This window comes from Methylobacterium sp. D53M, from assembly GCF_053345625.1.
Genome location: NZ_JBKFAL010000001.1, coordinates 603,864 through 621,906 on the forward strand (window position 1 = coordinate 603,864; position 18,043 = coordinate 621,906).

Here is an 18,043-nt window from a genome sequence, read left to right on the forward strand (position 1 = left end):
TCCCGCGCGCCGCGCGAGTCGTGCCGGCGGCGCCTTGATCGGCGCGCTCCGCATACCCACTCTGCCCGCTGGCGTGGTGTGCTGCTGGGGGGAGCGTCATCGTGCGCGCACGGGCTGTGATCGGGCTGGCCGCTGTCGTGGCCCTGGGATTGATCGTCTACCTCCTGCGGGAGGTGATGCTGCCGTTCGTGGCCGGCATCACGCTGGCCTACCTCCTCGATCCCCTGGCAGACCGGCTGGAGCGGCTCGGCCTTGGGCGGCTGGCGGCGAGCCTGCTGATCCTGGCGCTGTTCGTCGTCGTCCTCGTCGTGACGCTGCTGATCCTGATCCCGCTCACGGCCAACCAGGTCGTGGCGCTCGTCAACGCGCTGCCCGGAATGGTGTCGCGGCTCCAGGCGATCATCGCCGAGCGGTCCGGGACCCTGCTCGAGCGCGTCGGCGGCGCGAACGTCCTCAACGAGCTGCAATCCTCCGTGGGGACGCTCGCCACCCAGGCTGGCACGTGGCTCCTGGCCTTCCTGAAATCGCTCTGGTCGGGCAGCCAGGCGCTGATCTCGATCGCCTCCCTGCTGGTCGTGACGCCGGTCGTCGCCTTCCACATCCTCGTCGACTGGGACCGGATGGTCGCCGCCATCGACGGCTGGGTGCCGCCCCGGCACCGGGCGACGGTGCGCGAGCTGGCGCGCCAGATCGACGGAGCGGTCACCGGCTACGTCCGCGGCCAGACCCTGGTCTGCCTCATCCTGGGCAGCTTCTACGCCGTCGGCCTCTGGCTGGTTGGCCTCAACTTCGGCGTGCTGATCGGCCTGATCGCCGGGTTCCTGACCTTCATCCCCTACGTCGGCACGCTCACCGGCTTCATGCTCTCCGTGGGCGTCGCGCTCGTCCAGTTCTGGCCCTCCGGAGATTGGCTGCATCTCGGCCTGACCGTCGCCGTCTTCCTCGTCGGCCAGTTCCTGGAGGGCAACGTCATCTCGCCGAAGCTCGTCGGCGATTCCACGGGGCTGCACCCGGTCTGGCTGATGTTCGCCCTGCTCGCCTTCGGAACGCTGTTCGGCTTCGTCGGGCTGCTGCTCGCCGTCCCGATCGCGGCCTCGATCGGCGTGCTGGTCCGCTTCGCCCTGGCCCGCTACCTGGAGAGCCGCCTCTACCACGCCGGGCAGCCGATCCTGATCGAGCACGAGGGCAAGGACGCTTCGGCCTTGACCTCCGCGGGCGCGGGATGATCCTGAGCGGCCTATGCGCGAGAACGCCCCACCCAAGCAGCTGGCCTTCGACCTGCCGCTCGACCCCCGCTACGGGCGCGAGGATTTCCTCGTCGGACCGGCCAACGAGGCCGCCTACGCGCTGATCGAGGCGTGGCCGGACTGGCCCGACAGCGTCTTGGTCCTCACCGGCCCCTCCGGCAGCGGCAAGAGCCACCTCGCGGCGATCTGGGCCGAGCGGGCCCATGCCTGGACCCTCCCGGCCGCCGAGCTGGGTGCCGACGCGGTCCAGCACCTCGTCTCCAACGGGGCGCTGGTCGTGGAGGACATCGACCGGGCGGAGCGGCGCGACGAGGCGGCGCTGTTCCATCTGCTCAACCGCGCCCGCGAGCGGGGCTCCCCGGTTCTGCTGACCAGCGCCACGGGTATCGACGCCCTCGGCCTCACGACGCCGGATCTGCGCTCGCGGCTTCGCCTCGCGCCGCGCATCGCCATCGAGGCGCCGGACGACGCGCTCCTGCGTGCCGTCCTGGTCAAGCTGTTCGTCGACCGGCAGCTGGTGGTCGATCTCGGTGTCATCGAGGCGCTGGCCCTGCGGATCGACCGGTCGCTGGGCCGCGCCCGCGACGTCGTCGCCGAGCTCGACCGCGACGCCCTCGGGCGCGGCCGCCGCATCAGCCGGCCGCTCGCGCTGGCCGTCCTGCGGCGCATGGGGCTGGAGGACGAGCCGGACCCGAACGCCTGAAGGAGGAATGCAGTGGCCGTCACGAAACTGTCGTGAAGGGCGCCGGTCTAGGGTGATACACGCTCCGCCGCCGCGAGGAGCAGAGACAGGGATCCGGGATGGAATCGACGCAGAAGCCCGTGGACCGCGACGCCGCCGATGAGGCGCCCGAGCCCCGTCGGCGCGCGACGGCCAGTCCGGCGACGCGGCGGGCGGTCGCGCCCAAGCGCCTGCAGGCCGATCCGGTCGCGGGGGCGGCGGCTCCGGCGGAAGCCATTCCGGACGCCACCGACGAGTGGCCGGCCGCGGCGGCCGCGACTCCCGCGGAGCCGCCGGTCGGCGCGGCCCGCGAGCCGGTGGTGGAGGCCGGGCGAACCCTGCGCCACTCACCGGAGCGGTACGTGAACCGCGAGCTGTCCTGGCTGCAGTTCAACCGGCGGGTGCTGGAAGAGGCGTCGAACCCCAACCACCCGCTCCTGGAGCGCCTCCGCTTCCTGTCGATCTCGGCCAACAACCTCGACGAATTCTTCATGGTCCGCGTCGCCGGCCTCATCGATCAGGTCCGGGCGGGGATCACGGTCCCGTCGCAGGACGGCCTGTCGCCGTCCGAGCAACTCGTCCGGATCGGCGCCGAGGTGTCGCGCCTCGCCGCCGACCAGCAGGCCCGCTGGCGGGAACTGCGCACGGAGCTGCACACGAGCGACATCGACATCGTCGAGCCCGCGGCCCTCACGGCCGAGCAGGCGGCGTGGCTGGAGGAGTACTTCCTCAACCACGTCTTCCCGGTCCTGACGCCGCTGGCGATCGATCCGGCCCACCCGTTCCCGTTCATCCCGAATCTCGGCACGACCATCGCGCTGATGCTGGTGCGACCGAAGGACGGCCGGCTGCTGCGCGCGCTGATCCGGCTGCCGGGCGTCATCGACCGCTTCGTGCGCCTGCCGGTGAGCGACAGCGAGACGGCCGCGCGCCTGATCACCATCGAGCAGGTGATCGGGATGTTCACCGGGCGGCTCTTCCCGGGCTACCTCGTCAAGGGCAGCGGCGCGTTCCGCGTGGTCCGCGATTCCGACTTGGAGATCGAGGAGGAGGCGGAGGACCTCGTCCTGCATTTCGAGACGGCGCTGAAGCAGCGGCGGCGCGGCGTCGTGATCCGTCTCGAGGTCGAGGCGGGCATGTCGGAGGATCTGCGCAGCTTCGTCGCCGACGAACTGGAGATCGCCGCGGACGCGATCTTCCTCGTGGAGGGCATGCTGGCCCTGAACGAGCTGTCCCAGGTCGTCGGCATCGACAGGCCCGACCTGAAGTTCAAGCCCTACAACCCGCGCTTCCCGGAGCGCATCCGCGAGAGCGGCGGCGACGTGTTCGCGGCGATCCGGCAGAAGGACTTCATCGTCCACCACCCCTACGAATCCTTCGATTCGGTGGTGCAGTTCCTCGCGCAGGCCGCCCGTGACCCGAACGTGGTCGCGATCAAGCAGACGCTCTACCGTACCTCGTCCAACTCGCCGATCGTGGCGGCCCTCGCCGAGGCCGCGGAACTCGGCAAGTCCGTCACCGCCCTCGTGGAGCTGAAGGCGCGCTTCGACGAGGAGGCCAACATCCGCTGGGCGCGCAACCTCGAGAAGGCCGGCGCGCAGGTGGTGTTCGGCTTCGTCGAGCTGAAGACCCACGCCAAGCTGTCGCTGGTGGTCCGGCGGGAAGGCGACAGGCTCGTCACCTACTGCCACGTCGGCACCGGCAACTACCACCCGATCACCGCGCGCATCTACACGGACCTGTCGTTCTTCACGGCCGATCCCGCGATCGCGCGCGACGTGTCGCGGATCTTCAACTTCATCACCGGCTACGCCGAGCCGGCCGAGCTGGAGCGCATGGCGGTCTCGCCACTGACCCTGAAGAACCGCCTCCTGGAGCACATCGAGGCGGAGGTCGCCCACGCGAAGGCCGGGCGTCCGGCCGCGATCTGGATCAAGTGCAACTCCCTGGTCGACAGTCAGATCATCGACGCGCTCTACGACGCCTCGGCGGCCGGGGTTCAGATCGACTGCGTGGTTCGCGGCATCTGCTGCCTGCGCCCGGGCATTCCCGGGCTGTCGGAGACGATCCGGGTGAAGTCGATCGTCGGGCGCTTCCTGGAGCACGGGCGCATCTACGCCTTCGGCAACGGCGTCGGGCTGCCGCACCCCAAGGCGACGGTCTACATCTCCTCCGCCGACCTGATGAGCCGGAACCTCGACCGCCGCGTCGAGGCGCTGCTGCCGATCACCAACCCGACGGTGCATCAGCAGGTGCTCGACCAGATCATGCTGGCCAACCTGCTCGACAACCGCCAGAGCTGGCGGCTCCTCGCCTCGGGCGGCTGCGAGCGGATCCAGCCCGCCGAGGGCGAGGAGCCGTTCAACGCCCACAAGTATTTCATGACCAATCCCAGCCTCTCGGGGCGCGGCAAGGCCTCGAAGAAGTCGAGTCCGCGGGCGCTGAGCCGCCGCGCCCAACGCAGCTGAGTTTCGCTGCGCGGCGTCGCTGGGCTAAACCTCCCGCACGGCGCGCCGGCAGGCGCGCCGGGCTGATGAAGGACTCGGACGTTTGGGCAGCCCTCTTGCCAACCTCACCCTCGCGCACGACGCGGAGGCGATCGACAGCACCGCGCGCCATCCTGTGGCGATCATCGACATCGGCTCCAACTCGGTCCGCCTCGTCGCGTACGACGGACTGACCCGGGCGCCGACGCCGCTCTACAATGAGAAGGTGCTCTGCGGCCTGGGCCGCAACGTCCTGACGACCGGCCGCCTGAACGAGGAGGCGGTGACGCGCGCACTCGCCGCCCTGGCGCGGTTCCGGGTGCTGTGCCAGACGATGCGCGTCAGGCAGGTCTACGTCCTCGCCACGGCGGCGGCGCGGGACGCCGAGAACGGTCCAGACTTTCTCCGGGCCGCCGAGGCGGCCTGTGGCCAGGAGATCCAGCTCCTCTCCGGACGGCGCGAGGCCGAGCTGTCGGCCCTCGGCGTGGTCTCGGGATTCCACGCGCCGAACGGCGTCGTGGGCGACATGGGCGGCGGCTCGCTGGAGCTCGTGGACGTCCGCGGGGCGGTGGTCGGACAGGGGGTGACCATGCCCCTCGGCGGCCTCGCCCTGCAGGACCTGTCCGGCGGCTCGGTCAAGAAGGCCGCCAAGATCGTCCGCGAGTACATGCGCAAGGCCGCCCCGCAGCTCGAGACCCTGCGCGGGCGGACCTTCTACGCGGTCGGCGGCACGTGGCGGGCCATCGCGCGGCTCCATCAGGCGGCCCGCGGCTACCCCGTCCACGTCATGCACGGCTACACGGTGGAGCCCACAGACGAACTCAGCTTCCTGCAGGTCGTCGAGCAGACCGACGTGGCGCTGCTGCAGGACGTCGACGCGATCTCCGAGGCGCGGCGCCCGCTCCTCGCCTACGGCGCCGTCGTCCTCGAGGAGATCATCCGGGTCGGGCGCCCCCGCGAGGTGGCGATCTCGGCATCGGGCGTGCGCGAGGGCCTGCTGTTCGAGCAGCTCGACCGCGACACCCGTCTGATCGATCCGCTGCTGGCCTCGGCGTCGGAATTCAACGTTCTGCGCGCGCGCTCGCCCCGCCACGGCGAGGAGTTGATCACCTGGACGGACCGGTTCGTCGCGACCCTGGACGGCCACGAGACCACCGACGAGCGCCGTCTGCGGCACGCCGGCTGCCTGCTGTCCGACGTCGGCTGGCGGGCGCATCCGGATTACCGCGGTGAGCAGAGCATCGCGGTGATCCAGAATGCCGCGTTCGTCGGCGTGGATCATCCAGGCCGGGCCTATCTCGCCCTGGCGGTGTCCCTGAGGCACACCGGCCTGGCCCCCGAGAAGGCGAACCCGATGCTCCGGAGCGTGGCCGGTCCGCGCCTGTTCGAGCGCGCCCGCCTCCTGGGCGCCCTGCTCCGGATCGCCTTCCCGATCTCGGCCGGCATGGACGGCGCCCTCGGACGGGCGCCGCTCACCGTCGAGGAGGGGCGGGTGGTGCTGCGCCTGCCGCGGGACTGGGAAGCCCTGAACGGAGACCGCCTGCTGAACCGCGTCCGCGGCCTCGGGCGCATCATCGGCCTAGACGGGCGGGTCGAGCTCGCGGACGACGCGCCCTGATCCGCGCGGCGCGTGCGCCGAACCCGGGCAGGGCCTCGCTCTTCGCCGCGGTCCGGTCTCGCACGATGGCCCGGGCCCGTCGCGCGGGAGAGCTCACGCGTCCCGGGGCCGACGGCGGCCTCGTGACCGTCGCACCGGCGCTCACCGCACGCCGCCGGAACGGTGAGCGTGCGCCTGCCGACCGAGATCGCCGCGGTAACGCCGGCTTAATTCACGAACCCAACTTTTTTAATGGTTGATGTCGATTCTCCTCTGAATCCGGAATAGAGCGCGCCGCCCGCAAAATATGTCGGCGCGATAGACTGTCGAACACTGCCGAGCGGCAGCGTGAACGCGCGCGCCGTTCGCCCTATGATGCGAGCAACACGCAGATCCCACTCGCACATCGGATTGTTCACGCGATGAGATGGCTTGGCTACGTCTCGATTCGAGTCGTCATGTGCACGACGATACTCGCCATGGCGATGATGTTACTGGCCTACGCGGGGAATGCTCTGCTCGACGCGCGGCTTCAGGCGCGACAGGCCCGGGACGCGGTCACGCTGACCCGCGCCAGTCGCCAGCTGCTCGGGACGATCCTGCCGACACGCCTCGAGCGAGGGGCAGCGCTCGCCCTGGGCGGGGATGCGTCCGCCGACCCGGAGAGCCTGAAGGCCTACGCGACGAACCGGGACGCGATGGTCGCGGGCTTCGCGAGCGTTCAGGACCTGCTGCGGAACCGGGATCTGCCCTCCGTGACGGCGACGATGGCGAGGCTCAACGCGGCTCAGGACGCCGTGAACCTGCTCCGCCCCCGGATCGATGAAGCCCTGCGCGTACCGAAGCCGAAGCGGGACCCGGCGCTGCTGCCCGCCGTGCTGACGGCCTTTCAGGAACTTCTCGACGCGCTGACGGCGACCACGGACGCCGTGGATTCGGCTATTCCGCGCTCCGACGCCGTCCTGCAGCACTACCTCGTCCTCAAGCGGTCCGCCTGGGCGACCCGTGTCGCGATCGGGAACGTCGCCCTGCGCGTGCAGACCTCGCTGGCGGCGGGAACGTCGTGGTCGCTGCCTGAGACCGTGGCGGCGGCCGAGGAGCGGGCGCGGGTCCAGTCGGCGTGGTCGAGCACCAGCGAGGCCGCCGCCCAGAGCTCGGACGCCGTGCGGTCCGCGTTCGAGAAGGCCAAGCGCAGCAATTTCGAGGGCGAGGCGGCGGAGGCGGCGCGCGCGATCTTCGACGCCCTGAGCCAGCATCGCGCGTCCCCCATCGCGTTCCAGGACCTCCGCAAGCGAAACAGCGTCGAGCAGATGACGATCGTCGATCTCGCCAATGCCGCCCTCGCCGAGATGGTGGCGCGGGCCGAGAGCCTCGCCGCGGAGGCGGACGGCGTTCTCCTGCACAGTGCCGCGGCGCTGCTGGCCGTCCTGCTGCTCGTCGGGCTGGGCCTCATGGCTCTGTTCGGGGGCGTGCTGCGCCCCCTCCGGATCATCGCCACCGCGATGCGCGCGCTGACGGGGGGCGACACCGCCGTCGCCGTCCCGGTGCGAGCGTACCGGAACGAGTTCGCGCCGATCATGGTGGCCGTGCAGGCCTTCCGGGACAATCTGATCCGCACGCGCGACCTCGAGGCCGGGGCCGAGCGGGCGCGGCTGGACGCCGACGACCAGCGCCGGGACAGCCTGCGCCAGATGGCGCAGCGGTTCGAGGAGGCCGTCGGAGGCATGATCGGCTCGGTCGCGTCCTCGGCCAACGCCCTGCAGGTCACGGCGCAGACGATGACCGTGACGGCCACCCAGACGGCCGGGCAGTCGACGGCGGTCGCGGCCGCCGCCGAGCGGGCCTCGAGCAACGTCAACACCGTGGCGGCGGCCGCGGAGGAGCTCGGCACCTCCGTCCAGGAGATCGGGCGGCAGGCCGACGGGTCGGCGGATCTCGCGCAGAGAGCCGCGGCCGAGGCCGACCGGACCGCCGCGCGCGTCCAGGACCTGAGCAGCGCCGTGGACCAGATCGGTGCCGTCGTAGGGCTGATCTCGTCGATCGCCGAGCAGACCAACCTGCTGGCGCTCAACGCCACCATCGAGGCGGCCCGCGCGGGCGCGGCCGGCCGCGGCTTCGCGGTGGTGGCTTCCGAGGTGAAGGCCCTCGCCGCGCAGACCGCCAAGGCCACCGACGAGATCTCCGGTCAGATCGCGCAGGTGCAGGCGTCCACCGGGCAGGCGGTGGAGGCCATCGCGGCGATCACCGCGCGGATCCGCGAGATCAACGGGGCAGCGACCACGATCGCGGCGGCCGTCGAGGAACAGGGTGCGGCGACCCAGGAGATCGTCCGCAACGTCGGGCAGGCGGCCGCCGGCACAGGCGAGGTCACCACGACCATGACCGGCGTCGCGCAGGCGGCGGAGGGCACCGGCCTGGCCGCGAGCCAGGTTCTCGCGGCGGCCTCCGCCCTGTCGGACCAGTCGGACCGTCTGACCGCCGAGGTCGAACGGTTCCTGGCGAGCGTTCGCGTGTCCTACGCGGTCTCCGCCGCCCAGGTCGCGATCGTGCAGCGCAGCTTCGCGACGGTGCAGGCGCTCGGCGACACCGCGGCAGAGCTGTTCTACGGACGCCTGTTCGACATCGCGCCGCAGGTCCGGTCGCTCTTCCCGGACGACATGACCGCGCAGAAGCGCAAACTCGTCGCCATGCTGGCACTGGCGGTGGCCAACCTCGACAAGCCGGAGGCCCTCGTCGCCGCCGTGCGCGATCTCGGGGACCGGCACGTCGGCTACGGCGCGCTGCAGGCGCATTTCGAGGCGGTCGGGGCGGCGCTGCTCTGGACCCTGGAGCAGAGGCTCGGCCCGGACTTCACGCCGGAGGTCCGGGAAGCCTGGACCGAGACCTACCGGGTCATCGCCGGCCTCATGACGATGACCGGAGCCGCGAAGGCCGCGTGACCGGGTCCGCCGTCAGGCGACGCGATCGGAGAAGATCGCCTTCTTGACCACGGCGTGGACGCCCCAGTTGCCGTCCACGACCTGCGTGATCCCGAAATCGACCGCGACCGACATCAGCGAGATCGCCTCGTCCTCGGTGAGGCCCTTCGCGTGCATCAGGAACTGGCGCATCTTCCGGAAGGCGTCGCGCATGGCGAGGTCGATCGAGGATTTCTGGAAGATCGCGCTCTGGGCGTCCGGGCCGAGGTCGCGCAGGTAGTTCGGATAGCTGAAGCCGGACAGAACCCAGTCGTCCCGGGTCTCGATCATCGGGAAGTCGAGCGCCTCCAGCGGCGTGCCGGGCAGGTCCGCCTTCTTGTGCAGGATGAATTGGAAGGTGCCGGTGAGCGAGCACTCGATCGCGGTGCCGCATAGTTCGGAATCGCCCTGGCTGGCGTGGGGATCGCCCACGGAGAACAGGGCGCCCGGCACCGCCACCGGGTAGTAGAGGGTCGCGCCCTTGCCGATCCGCCAGTTGTCGATGTTGCCGCCGGTGTAGCTCGGCGGGATCGTGTTCACCCGGTCGGCCTCGGCGGGCGCCACGCCCATCGTGCCGAAATGCGGCCGGATCGGCACGCGGATGCCCTTCAGGACCTCGAAGGTCTTCTGGGTCTTCGTGTGGTCCACCGGCAGGCCGGGATAGTCGATGGTCGGGTGGGAGACGCCGAACGGGTCGGTCACGCCGGGCCAGCGGAAGCTGTAGACCGCCCGGGCCCAGTCGCGCTCGCCGGTGGCGTCGACCTCGTAGATGGTCACGACCTCCCGGGGTTTATCGCCGGTGATCAGGTCGTTGTAGTGGTAGCCCCACCACGCCGCCGCATTGCTGCCGAAGGCCAGTCCCTTGTACCTGGGATTGGCGCAGGGGCGGGGGGCGACGTCGAGGATCCGCACCTCCAGGACGTCGCCGGGCTCGGCGCCGCGGATCGCCACCGGGCCGGTGCAGATGTGCACGCCGAGGCCGCCGCCGGGGCCGACCTTGGCGTCCATGGCGCCGGCCCCGCGGGGCGAGACGCCCATCTTGTCCTTGGTCCAGAGATAGACGCTCTCGGCGCCCGGATCGCCCTGGATCATGCGCTCGGCATCGTCGCTCGCCTGGTGGGTGAGCGTCTCGATCGTGACGAAGTCGCCCGAGCCGATCTCGACCTTGGGCTTGAGGCTGCGGCTGAAGAAGCCCCAGTGGACCGTCTCGGCATTCGCCGGCAGGTGGTAATGCGCCGTGGCGGCGATCTTGGCGCCGCTCGCCTGGGCCAGGGCCGGGCTCACGAGCGACGGACCGCCGGCCGCGAGGGCCGCGGCCGCGGCGCCGGTCGCCGCGAAGCCGCTCCTCAGGAAGGCGCGCCGCTCAGGCTCGAGATCCCGCCGGAACCGGCGGCGGTGCTCCTCGAAGGCGTGGCAGGTTGGATCGTCGCCCGCGCACATCGCGTCGTCTCCCGGTGGTTTCGTGGTCCCGGGGCGGGCAAGCAAATCGACGGCCACGCTGGCGGCCGCCGACGGGCGCCCCTCACTCCGAGAGCATGCCGACGCCGCCCTCCTCGGCGCGCGCGACGGCCTCGTCCGCCTGGGCCTCGACCACGGCGGCGGCCGTGACGTTGACGATGCCGCGCGCCGTCACCGACGGCGTCAGGATGTGGGCGGGCTTGGCCGGGCCGATCAGGAGCGGGCCGACCGGCAGCGCGTCCGCCAGCACCTTCGCGAACTGGAAGGCGATGTTGGCGGCGTCGAGGTTCGGGAAGATCAGGACGTTGGCCGCGCCCTTGAGGCGCGAGCCCGGCAGGACGCGCTCGCGCACCATCTCGTTGAGGGCGGAATCGGCTTGCATCTCGCCGTCGACCTGCAGCTCGGGATTCCGCGTGTGCAGGAGCGCGAGGGCGTCGCGCATCTTCATCGCGGAGGGCGAATCCGACTGGCCGAAATCCGAGTGGCTGAGGAGCGCGATCTTCGGCGTCATCCCGAACCGGCTGACGTGGCTGGCGCAGGCCTGCGCCACGTCGGCGATCTCCTCGGCCGTGGGGTTCTGGCGGACATGGGTGTCGGCCAGGAAGTAGGCGCCGTTATGCGTCACCACGAGGCTCATCGCGGCGCACTGCTCCACGCCCGGCGCGAGCCCAATCACGTCGCGGATGATGCGCAGGCGCGTCTCGAAGCGGCCCTCAAGGCCGCAGATCAGCGCGTCGGCCTCGCCGCGGCGGACCGCGATGGCGCCGATCACCGTGTTGTTGGTGCGGACCAGGGTCCGGGCCGCGTCCGGCGTGATGCCGCGACGACCGGCGACTTCCAGATAGGTCTGGACGTAGGCGCGGTAGCGGGGATCGTCCTCGGGATCGATCAGCTCGAAGTCGCGGCCGTGCACCATCGACAGGCCGAAGCGCTTCAGGCGGGTCTCGACCACCCGCGGCCGGCCGACCAGGATCGGCAGGGCGACCTTGTCCTCGACGATCGCCTGGACGGCGCGGAGCACGCGCTCGTCCTCGCCCTCGGCGTAGATCACGCGCTTGGGCTCGGCCTTCGCCTTCGAGAACAGCGGCTTCATGATCAGGCCGGACCGGTGCACGAACCGGTCGAGGCTCTCGACATAGGCGTCGAGGTCCGGGAGCGGCCGGCCGGCGACGCCGGAATCCATCGCGGCCTTGGCCACCGCCGGGGCGATGCGCAGGATCAGGCGCGGGTCGAAGGGGCTCGGGATCAGGGATTTCGGTCCGAACGGCCGGGCCTCGCCGCCGTAGGCGCGGGCGACCACGTCCGAGGTGGTCTCGTGGGCCAGGCCCGCGATCGCCTTGACGGCGGCCTTCTTCATCTCCTCGTTGATCTTGTGGGCGCCGACATCGAGCGCCCCGCGGAAGATGTAGGGGAAGCACAGGACGTTGTTGACCTGGTTCGGGAAGTCCGACCGGCCGGTGCAGATCATGGCGTCCGGCCGCTCCTTCTCGGCCAGATCCGGCATGATCTCCGGGTAGGGGTTGGCGAGCGCCATGATCAGCGGCTTCTCGGCCATCTCCTTCAGGTACTCGGGCTTGAGCACGCCGCCGGCCGACAGGCCGATGAACACGTCCGCCCCCGGGATCACCTCGGCGAGCGTCCGCTTGTCGGTCTCCTGGGCGTAGATGTCCTTCCACCGGTCCATCAGCTCGGCGCGGCCCTTGTAGACGACGCCCTTGATGTCGGTGACCGTGATGTTCTCGCGGGTCGCCCCGAGCGACACGAGGAGGTTGAGGCAGGCCAGAGCCGCCGCGCCGGCGCCGGACGTGACGATCCGGACGTCGGACAGGTTCTTGCCGGCGAGTTCCAGGCCGTTGAGGACGGCGGCGGCCACGATGATGGCGGTGCCGTGCTGGTCGTCGTGGAAGACCGGGATGTTCATCCGGGCCCGGCACTGCTCCTCGACCTCGAAGCACTCGGGCGCCTTGATGTCCTCGAGGTTGATGCCGCCGAAGGTCGGCTCGAGGGCGCAGACGACGTCGACGAGCTTCGACACGTCCTTCTGGTCGACCTCGATGTCGAAGACGTCGATGCCGGCGAACTTCTTGAACAGGACGGCCTTGCCCTCCATCACGGGCTTCGAGGCGAGCGGGCCGATATCGCCGAGGCCGAGCACGGCCGTACCGTTGGACAGCACCGCCACGAGATTCTGGCGCACCGTGAGTTCGGCGGCCTGCTGCGGGTCGTCGTGGATCGCCATGCAGGCCGCGGCGACGCCGGGCGAGTAGGCCAGGGCGAGGTCGCGCTGGTTGCCGAGCGGCTTGGTCGCCTGGATCTCTAGCTTCCCGGGCTTGGGCAGGCGGTGGTAGACGAGCGCCCCGGCCTTGAGGTCCTCGGACATGTTATCGGCCATCGCCCACGCTCCCGCTCACCTTTTTCACCGAGGACGACGCGGTCGCGCATCGCGCGGGCTCGCGTCATGACCGGTCTGTTGCACCGGCTGCGCAGGGGGCGCAACCCGCACAACGAGACCCGGATCCACCTCGCCAAGCTGGCGAGGACCCACGGGTTCTCCATAGGCGCTTATTCGTACGGGCGTCCAAAAGTCCGCTTCCCGGAGAGCGGGCGGCGGCTGACGATCGGCCGCTATTGTTCCATCGCTGACAAGGTCGAGATCCTGCTCGGCGGCGATCACCGCCTCGACTGGGCGTCGACTTATCCGTTCGCGGCGATGCGCGGGCTGTTCCCGGACGCCGCGGCGCCGGAGGATTTTCACGCCTCCCGGGGCGACGTGGTGATCGGGCACGATGTCTGGCTCGGATCGGGCTGCATGATCCTCTCGGGAGTGACCGTCGGGCACGGGGCCGTGGTGGCGGCCCGCGCCGTGGTGACCCGCGACGTGCCGGCCTACGCCGTGGTGGCGGGCAACCCGGCCAAGGTCGTGCGCCACCGCTTCGACGCGGCGACCGTGGAGGCGCTCGTCGCGGCGGCGTGGTGGGACCTCCCGCACGACGCGGTGACGCGGCTGGTGCCGCTGCTCCAGAGTGGGCGGATCGCCGACCTGCTCGCGGCGTTGCGCGCGGGCGCGGATTCCCGTACCGGCGGGGCCCCATACGAAGACCATCCGAGATCCGGACGATGACCGACACGCCCCCCGACCGCCTCGCTTCCAACCCGAACAGCCCGTTCTACGACGAGAAGGTGCTGGAGCGCGGGGTCGGTGTCCGGTTCAAGGGCGTCGAGAAGACGAACGTCGAGGAGTACTGCGTGAGCGAGGGCTGGGTCCGCCTCTCGGCCGGCAAGGCCCTCGACCGGGCCGGCAACCCGATGACGGTGAAGCTGAAGGGCACCGTGGAGCCCTACTTCCGCGACCCCGCCGCGGACGCCTGATCCGCCACCCGCGCCAGGGCGGCCTCGAAGTTCCGGACGGCCTCGCGGACGAGGTTCCCGATCTGATCCGAGGAGCGCGGCCCGTCGATGACGAGGCTCGCGAGGATATCGGAGCGCCGGGCGCGCTGCTTGGCGGTGCGCCGGTGGTTCGAGACGCGCAGGTGCCAGGCGCAGTCCGGTCGCCGCAGGTAGAGGCTGTCGCCGCGCTCGTTCCGGGCGACGATCGCGAAGCCGTCCGCCTCCAGCATCCGCGCCGCCAGACCTAGCGCCTCGAGCGGCGGAAGCGGAGCGTCGGCGGTCACGGCCCGGCCGGCTCGATCGTGCCGAGGCGGCGCCGCCCGAGCGCGCGCGCCTTCAGCGACAGGGCCGGCCGCTCGACCCCGTACCAGGACAGCGCCGCGACCGGCAGCGTGAGGGCGAGGGCCGGCACCAGCAGCGCGGGCCCGGAGGCGGCCGGCCACAGGGCGTGCAGGGTCTGCTGGACCGGCCAGCCGTAGAGATAGATCCCGTAGGAGAGGTCGGCCGCAGGGTCGAACAGGCCGCGCGCGAGGGGGCCGAGGGCGAGCCAGACCGCGCCGTAGGCCTCGGCGAGGAACAGCAGGGCCGGGTAGGCCGGCGTCCGCGCGAGGACGCAGGCGCCGAAGACCAGGCAGGCGAGGGCCGCGGCCGAGACACGCAGGCGGTCGCGCCACAGGTAGAGACACGCCCCGGCCGCGAAGATCAGCGGCAGGCGCAGCGCCGTCTCGGTGCCCTTGGGCAGGTCCGGACCGCGGAGGCCGCAGGCGATCGTCAGGGCGAGCGCCAGGCCGGCCACGATCAGGGGCGCCGACCACCGGCGCCGGAGCAGGCCGCACAGGGCGGCGACGAGGACGCCGAGGTAGCACAGCACCTCGTACTTGAGCGTCCAGACCGTGCCGAGGGGTGCCCGGTAGGGGTGGGATTCGAAGACGCCGGGCAGGGCGGCGTTGCTCTTGAAGGTCGTCAGCGTCCCGCGGATGAACGACCACAGGGCGGGATCGCGCCAGTACTCGGTGACGGGCAGGCGGGTCAGGGCCGCGCCGAGCCCGAGCGCGACGACGAGCGTCGCCGCCACGAGTCCCGGGAGGATCCGCAGGGTCCGGGCGAGGGCGTAGTCCCGGAGGCCGCGGCGGTCGCAGCTCATGGTGACCAGGAAGCCCGACACCGCGAAGAAGCCGTTCACCGCGTGCTCGCCCAGCGTGTAGCCGGTCAGCCGGGCGAGGGGCTCGTCGCCGGCCGCGCCGGTCGCGACGCTGAACGCGTGGGACACAACGACGGCCAGAGCCAGCATCAGCCGCAGGCCGGTGAAGCCGTTGCGCCCGCGCGCCAGAGCGGTCGCGATCGTCGGCGCGCTCATCCGGTCAGACCCTCGCGGGCCAGCGCGGTCCGGCCGCGCAGGAAGGCGAGGGCGCCCGCGGCCGAGCCGCCGTAACGCTCGAGCCCGGCCCGCCGGAGGACCAGACCCGACAGCAGCGTCTTCGGCAGGTTGGCGCCCAGGACGGCGAGGCTCGGGTCCGGGAGGCCGTACTTCCGGCTGACATAGGCGCGCGACCACGCCTGATGCCAGCGCGCGCGGAACACCCGTCCCGGCTCCGGCGCCGACGATCGGCCGCGACCGTGCAGCGCCTCGGCGCGGTGGACGTGGATCAGGGCGCGGCCGCTGTCGGCCACGCGCCGGCACAGGTCGTCGTCCTCGTAGAATAGGAAGATGTTCTCGTCGAAGCCGCCGAGGTCTAGGAACAGGGCGCGCGGCATCATCAGGCAGGCCCCGGAGAGGAACGGCGCGCAGGCATCGCCCTGCGGCAGCGCGAGCCGGCCCGCGGGATTGGTCAGGTAGGGCGCGAGCAGGGACCGCGCCTGGAAGAAGAAGCGCCCGTCGGGTTCGACGAGGCGCGGGGCGATAAGCCCGGCATCCGGCCAGGTGCGGGCCGCGTCCAGCAGGGCGTCCACGGTACCCGGCCGCAGCACGACGTCCGGGTTGACGACGAGGACGTGCTCCGCCGTCTCGGCCGCGCGGACGCCCCGGTTGTTGGCGCGGCCGTAGCCCTCGTTGCGGGCGTTGCGGATCACCTGCACGCCGGCCGCCTCCGCGACCGACGCGGAGGCGTCCCGGCTGGCATTGTCCACGACGATCGCCGGCACATGCTCGGCGGCGAGCGCCGCGAGACAGGCCGGCAGCACGTCGGCGCTGTCGTGGGCGACGACGATCGCGACGAGGCTCGCCACCGCGGGGGACTATGGGCGCCTCAGGCCTTCTTCTCGGGCAGGTTGAGGCGGATGTGCAGCTCGCGCAGCTGCTTGGGGGTCGCCTCGGAGGGCGCGCCCATCATCAGGTCCTCGGCGCGCTGGTTCATCGGGAACAGCACGACCTCGCGGATGTTCGGCTCGTTGCACAGGAGCATGACGATGCGGTCCACGCCCGGCGCGATGCCGCCGTGCGGCGGGGCGCCCATGCGCAGGGCGTTGAGCATGCCGCCGAACTTCTGCTCCAGCACCTCGTGGCCGTAGCCCGCGATGGCGAAGGCCTTCTCCATCACGTCCGGACGGTGGTTGCGGATCGCGCCCGAGGACAGCTCCACGCCGTTGCAGACGATGTCGTACTGGAACGCCTTGATCCCGAGGATCCGCTTGGTGTTCGCGCCGTTCTCGTCCTCGCTCGCGAGGGCGTCGAGGTCGAGCGCGAGGAACTCCTCGCGGTCGATGTTCGGCATCGAGAACGGATTGTGGGAGAAGTCGATCCGCTTCTCCTCCTCGCTCCACTCGTACATCGGGAAGTCGGTGATCCAGCAGAACGCGTACTGGTCCTTGTCGCAGAGGCCCAGCTCGTCGCCGATCCGGACGCGCGCCTTGCCGGCGAGCCCGGCCGCCTTGGCCTCCGGACCGGCGGAGAAGAACACGGCGTCGCCCGCCTTCGCGCCGGAGCGCTCGGCGATCAGGGCCTGAACCTCCGCCGGGATGAACTTGGCGATCGGTCCCTTGCCGGTGAGCGCGCCGTTCTCCTCCTCGAACACGACGTAGCCGAGGCCGGGCGCGCCCTCGGAGCGGGCCCAGTCGTTGAGCTTGTCGAAGAACGAGCGCGGCTGGCTCGCCGCGCCGGTCGCCGGGATCGCCCGGACGACGCCGCCCGAGGCGACCACGCCCTTGAACGCCTTGAACGCCACGTCCTCGCGGGCGAACAGGTCGGAGACGTCGGCGATGATCAGTGGGTTGCGCAGGTCCGGCTTGTCGACGCCGTATTTCAGCATCGAGTCCGCGTAGGTGATCCGCGGGAATTCCTTGGTGACGCGCTTGCCCTCGGCGAACTCCTCGAACACGCCGCGCAGCACCGGCTCCACCGCCTGGAACACGTCCTCCTGGGTGACGAAGCTCATCTCGATGTCGAGCTGGTAGAACTCGCCCGGCGAGCGGTCGGCGCGGGCATCCTCGTCGCGGAAGCACGGGGCGATCTGGAAGTAGCGGTCGAAGCCCGCGATCATCGTCAGCTGCTTGAACTGCTGCGGCGCCTGCGGGAGCGCGTAGAACTTGCCGGGATGGACCCGCGACGGCACGAGGTAGTCGCGGGCGCCCTCGGGCGAGGAGGCTGTCAGGATCGGGGTCTGGAACTCGAAGAAGCCGCCGTCCCGCATCCGGCGGCGGAGCGAGTCGATGATCGCGCCGCGCTTCATGATGTTGGCGTGGAGCTTCTCCCGGCGCAGGTCGAGGAAGCGGTACCGGAGCCGCGTCTCCTCCGGATACTCGAGGTCGCCGAAGACCGGCAGCGGCAGCTCGCCCGCCGGCCCCAGCACCTCGAGGTCGTCAATGTAGACCTCGACCGCGCCGGTCGGCAGCTCGGCATTCTCGGTGCCGGCCGGGCGCGTGCGCACGCGCCCGTCGATCCGCACGACCCATTCCGAGCGCACGGCCTCGGCGGCCTTGAAGGCCGGGGAATCGGAATCGATCACGCACTGGGTCAGGCCGTAATGGTCCCGCAGATCGACGAACAGCACGCCCCCGTGGTCGCGGATGCGGTGGCACCAGCCGGAGAGGCGGACACTCTGCCCGACATCGGACGGGCGGAGCGCCCCGCAGGTGTGGGAACGGTAACGGTGCATGACGGGCTTCTTCTGTGGGAAGGCCGGCACCATTCACGCGAGGCCCCCCAAGTCAAGCGCGGGGCGCGCAGAACGGCGCCGAAAGCCGCGCGCGACTCG

13 protein-coding genes are annotated in these 18,043 nt (G+C 71.1%); 7 read left to right on the plus strand and 6 right to left on the minus strand.

From position 1 onward, the window contains the following. Nucleotides 1–101 precede the first annotated feature (101 nt). The 5 genes from ACLBYG_RS02860 (at nucleotide 102) to ACLBYG_RS02880 (ending at nucleotide 8,990) form a co-directional block, all read left to right on the plus strand. Complete coding sequence (locus ACLBYG_RS02860; protein ID WP_447680537.1) at nucleotides 102–1,226, plus strand: AI-2E family transporter; 1,125 nt, start codon at nucleotides 102–104, stop codon at nucleotides 1,224–1,226. 13 nt (nucleotides 1,227–1,239) lie between these two features. After that, entirely contained in the window at nucleotides 1,240–1,950 is a 711-nt protein-coding gene (locus ACLBYG_RS02865; RefSeq protein WP_447680538.1) for a hypothetical protein, read from the plus strand. Nucleotides 1,951–2,048: 98 nt separating this feature from the next. Further along, on the plus strand, nucleotides 2,049–4,436 hold the full coding sequence (locus ACLBYG_RS02870; RefSeq protein WP_447680539.1) for an RNA degradosome polyphosphate kinase: 2,388 nt from the start codon (nucleotides 2,049–2,051) through the stop codon (nucleotides 4,434–4,436). 82 nt (nucleotides 4,437–4,518) lie between these two features. After that, a complete protein-coding gene (gene ppx / locus ACLBYG_RS02875; RefSeq protein ID WP_020091807.1) occupies nucleotides 4,519–6,072 on the plus strand; it encodes an exopolyphosphatase in 1,554 nt (517 codons plus the stop codon). A 458-nt stretch (nucleotides 6,073–6,530) separates the two neighbouring features. After that, on the plus strand, nucleotides 6,531–8,990 hold the full coding sequence (locus tag ACLBYG_RS02880) for a methyl-accepting chemotaxis protein (protein ID WP_447680540.1): 2,460 nt from the start codon (nucleotides 6,531–6,533) through the stop codon (nucleotides 8,988–8,990). A gap of 12 nt (nucleotides 8,991–9,002) precedes the next feature. Here ACLBYG_RS02880 and ACLBYG_RS02885 read toward each other — a convergent pair whose 3' ends face one another. Together ACLBYG_RS02885 and ACLBYG_RS02890 are read right to left on the minus strand one after the other, a co-directional pair. Next, entirely contained in the window at nucleotides 9,003–10,448 is a 1,446-nt protein-coding gene (locus ACLBYG_RS02885) for an acetamidase/formamidase family protein (protein WP_447680541.1), read from the minus strand. 82 nt (nucleotides 10,449–10,530) lie between these two features. Next, nucleotides 10,531–12,858: an NADP-dependent malic enzyme gene (locus ACLBYG_RS02890; protein WP_447680542.1), complete on the minus strand. Its 2,328-nt coding sequence runs from the start codon at nucleotides 12,856–12,858 to the stop codon at nucleotides 10,531–10,533. Nucleotides 12,859–12,924: 66 nt separating this feature from the next. Between ACLBYG_RS02890 and ACLBYG_RS02895 the strand changes: the two genes are divergently transcribed. Both ACLBYG_RS02895 and ACLBYG_RS02900 read left to right on the plus strand, forming a co-directional pair. After that, on the plus strand, nucleotides 12,925–13,587 hold the full coding sequence (locus ACLBYG_RS02895; protein ID WP_447680543.1) for a CatB-related O-acetyltransferase: 663 nt from the start codon (nucleotides 12,925–12,927) through the stop codon (nucleotides 13,585–13,587). Then, on the plus strand, nucleotides 13,584–13,835 hold the full coding sequence (locus ACLBYG_RS02900) for a DUF3297 family protein (RefSeq protein ID WP_020091812.1): 252 nt from the start codon (nucleotides 13,584–13,586) through the stop codon (nucleotides 13,833–13,835). The genes ACLBYG_RS02895 and ACLBYG_RS02900 overlap by 4 nt, the downstream gene beginning before the upstream one ends. Here the strand turns inward: ACLBYG_RS02900 and ACLBYG_RS02905 are convergent. From ACLBYG_RS02905 to aspS, 4 genes are read right to left on the minus strand one after another with little or no spacing between them, the layout of a single operon-like run. Next, the gene (locus ACLBYG_RS02905) at nucleotides 13,805–14,137 is read right to left on the minus strand and encodes a hypothetical protein (RefSeq protein WP_447680544.1); all 333 of its coding nucleotides are present in this window, start codon (nucleotides 14,135–14,137) and stop codon (nucleotides 13,805–13,807) included. The genes ACLBYG_RS02900 and ACLBYG_RS02905 overlap by 31 nt on opposite strands. Then, a complete protein-coding gene (locus tag ACLBYG_RS02910; RefSeq protein WP_447680545.1) occupies nucleotides 14,134–15,210 on the minus strand; it encodes an acyltransferase family protein in 1,077 nt (358 codons plus the stop codon). The genes ACLBYG_RS02905 and ACLBYG_RS02910 overlap by 4 nt, the downstream gene beginning before the upstream one ends. Continuing rightward, nucleotides 15,207–16,079 carry a glycosyltransferase family 2 protein gene (locus ACLBYG_RS02915; protein WP_447680546.1) on the minus strand — a complete coding sequence of 291 codons (873 nt, stop codon included), beginning with the start codon at nucleotides 16,077–16,079 and terminating at the stop codon, nucleotides 15,207–15,209. Before ACLBYG_RS02915 ends, ACLBYG_RS02910 begins: the two co-directional genes overlap by 4 nt. A 20-nt stretch (nucleotides 16,080–16,099) precedes the next feature. After that, a complete protein-coding gene (gene aspS / locus ACLBYG_RS02920) occupies nucleotides 16,100–17,944 on the minus strand; it encodes an aspartate--tRNA ligase (RefSeq protein WP_091978105.1) in 1,845 nt (614 codons plus the stop codon). Nucleotides 17,945–18,043 lie beyond the last annotated feature (99 nt).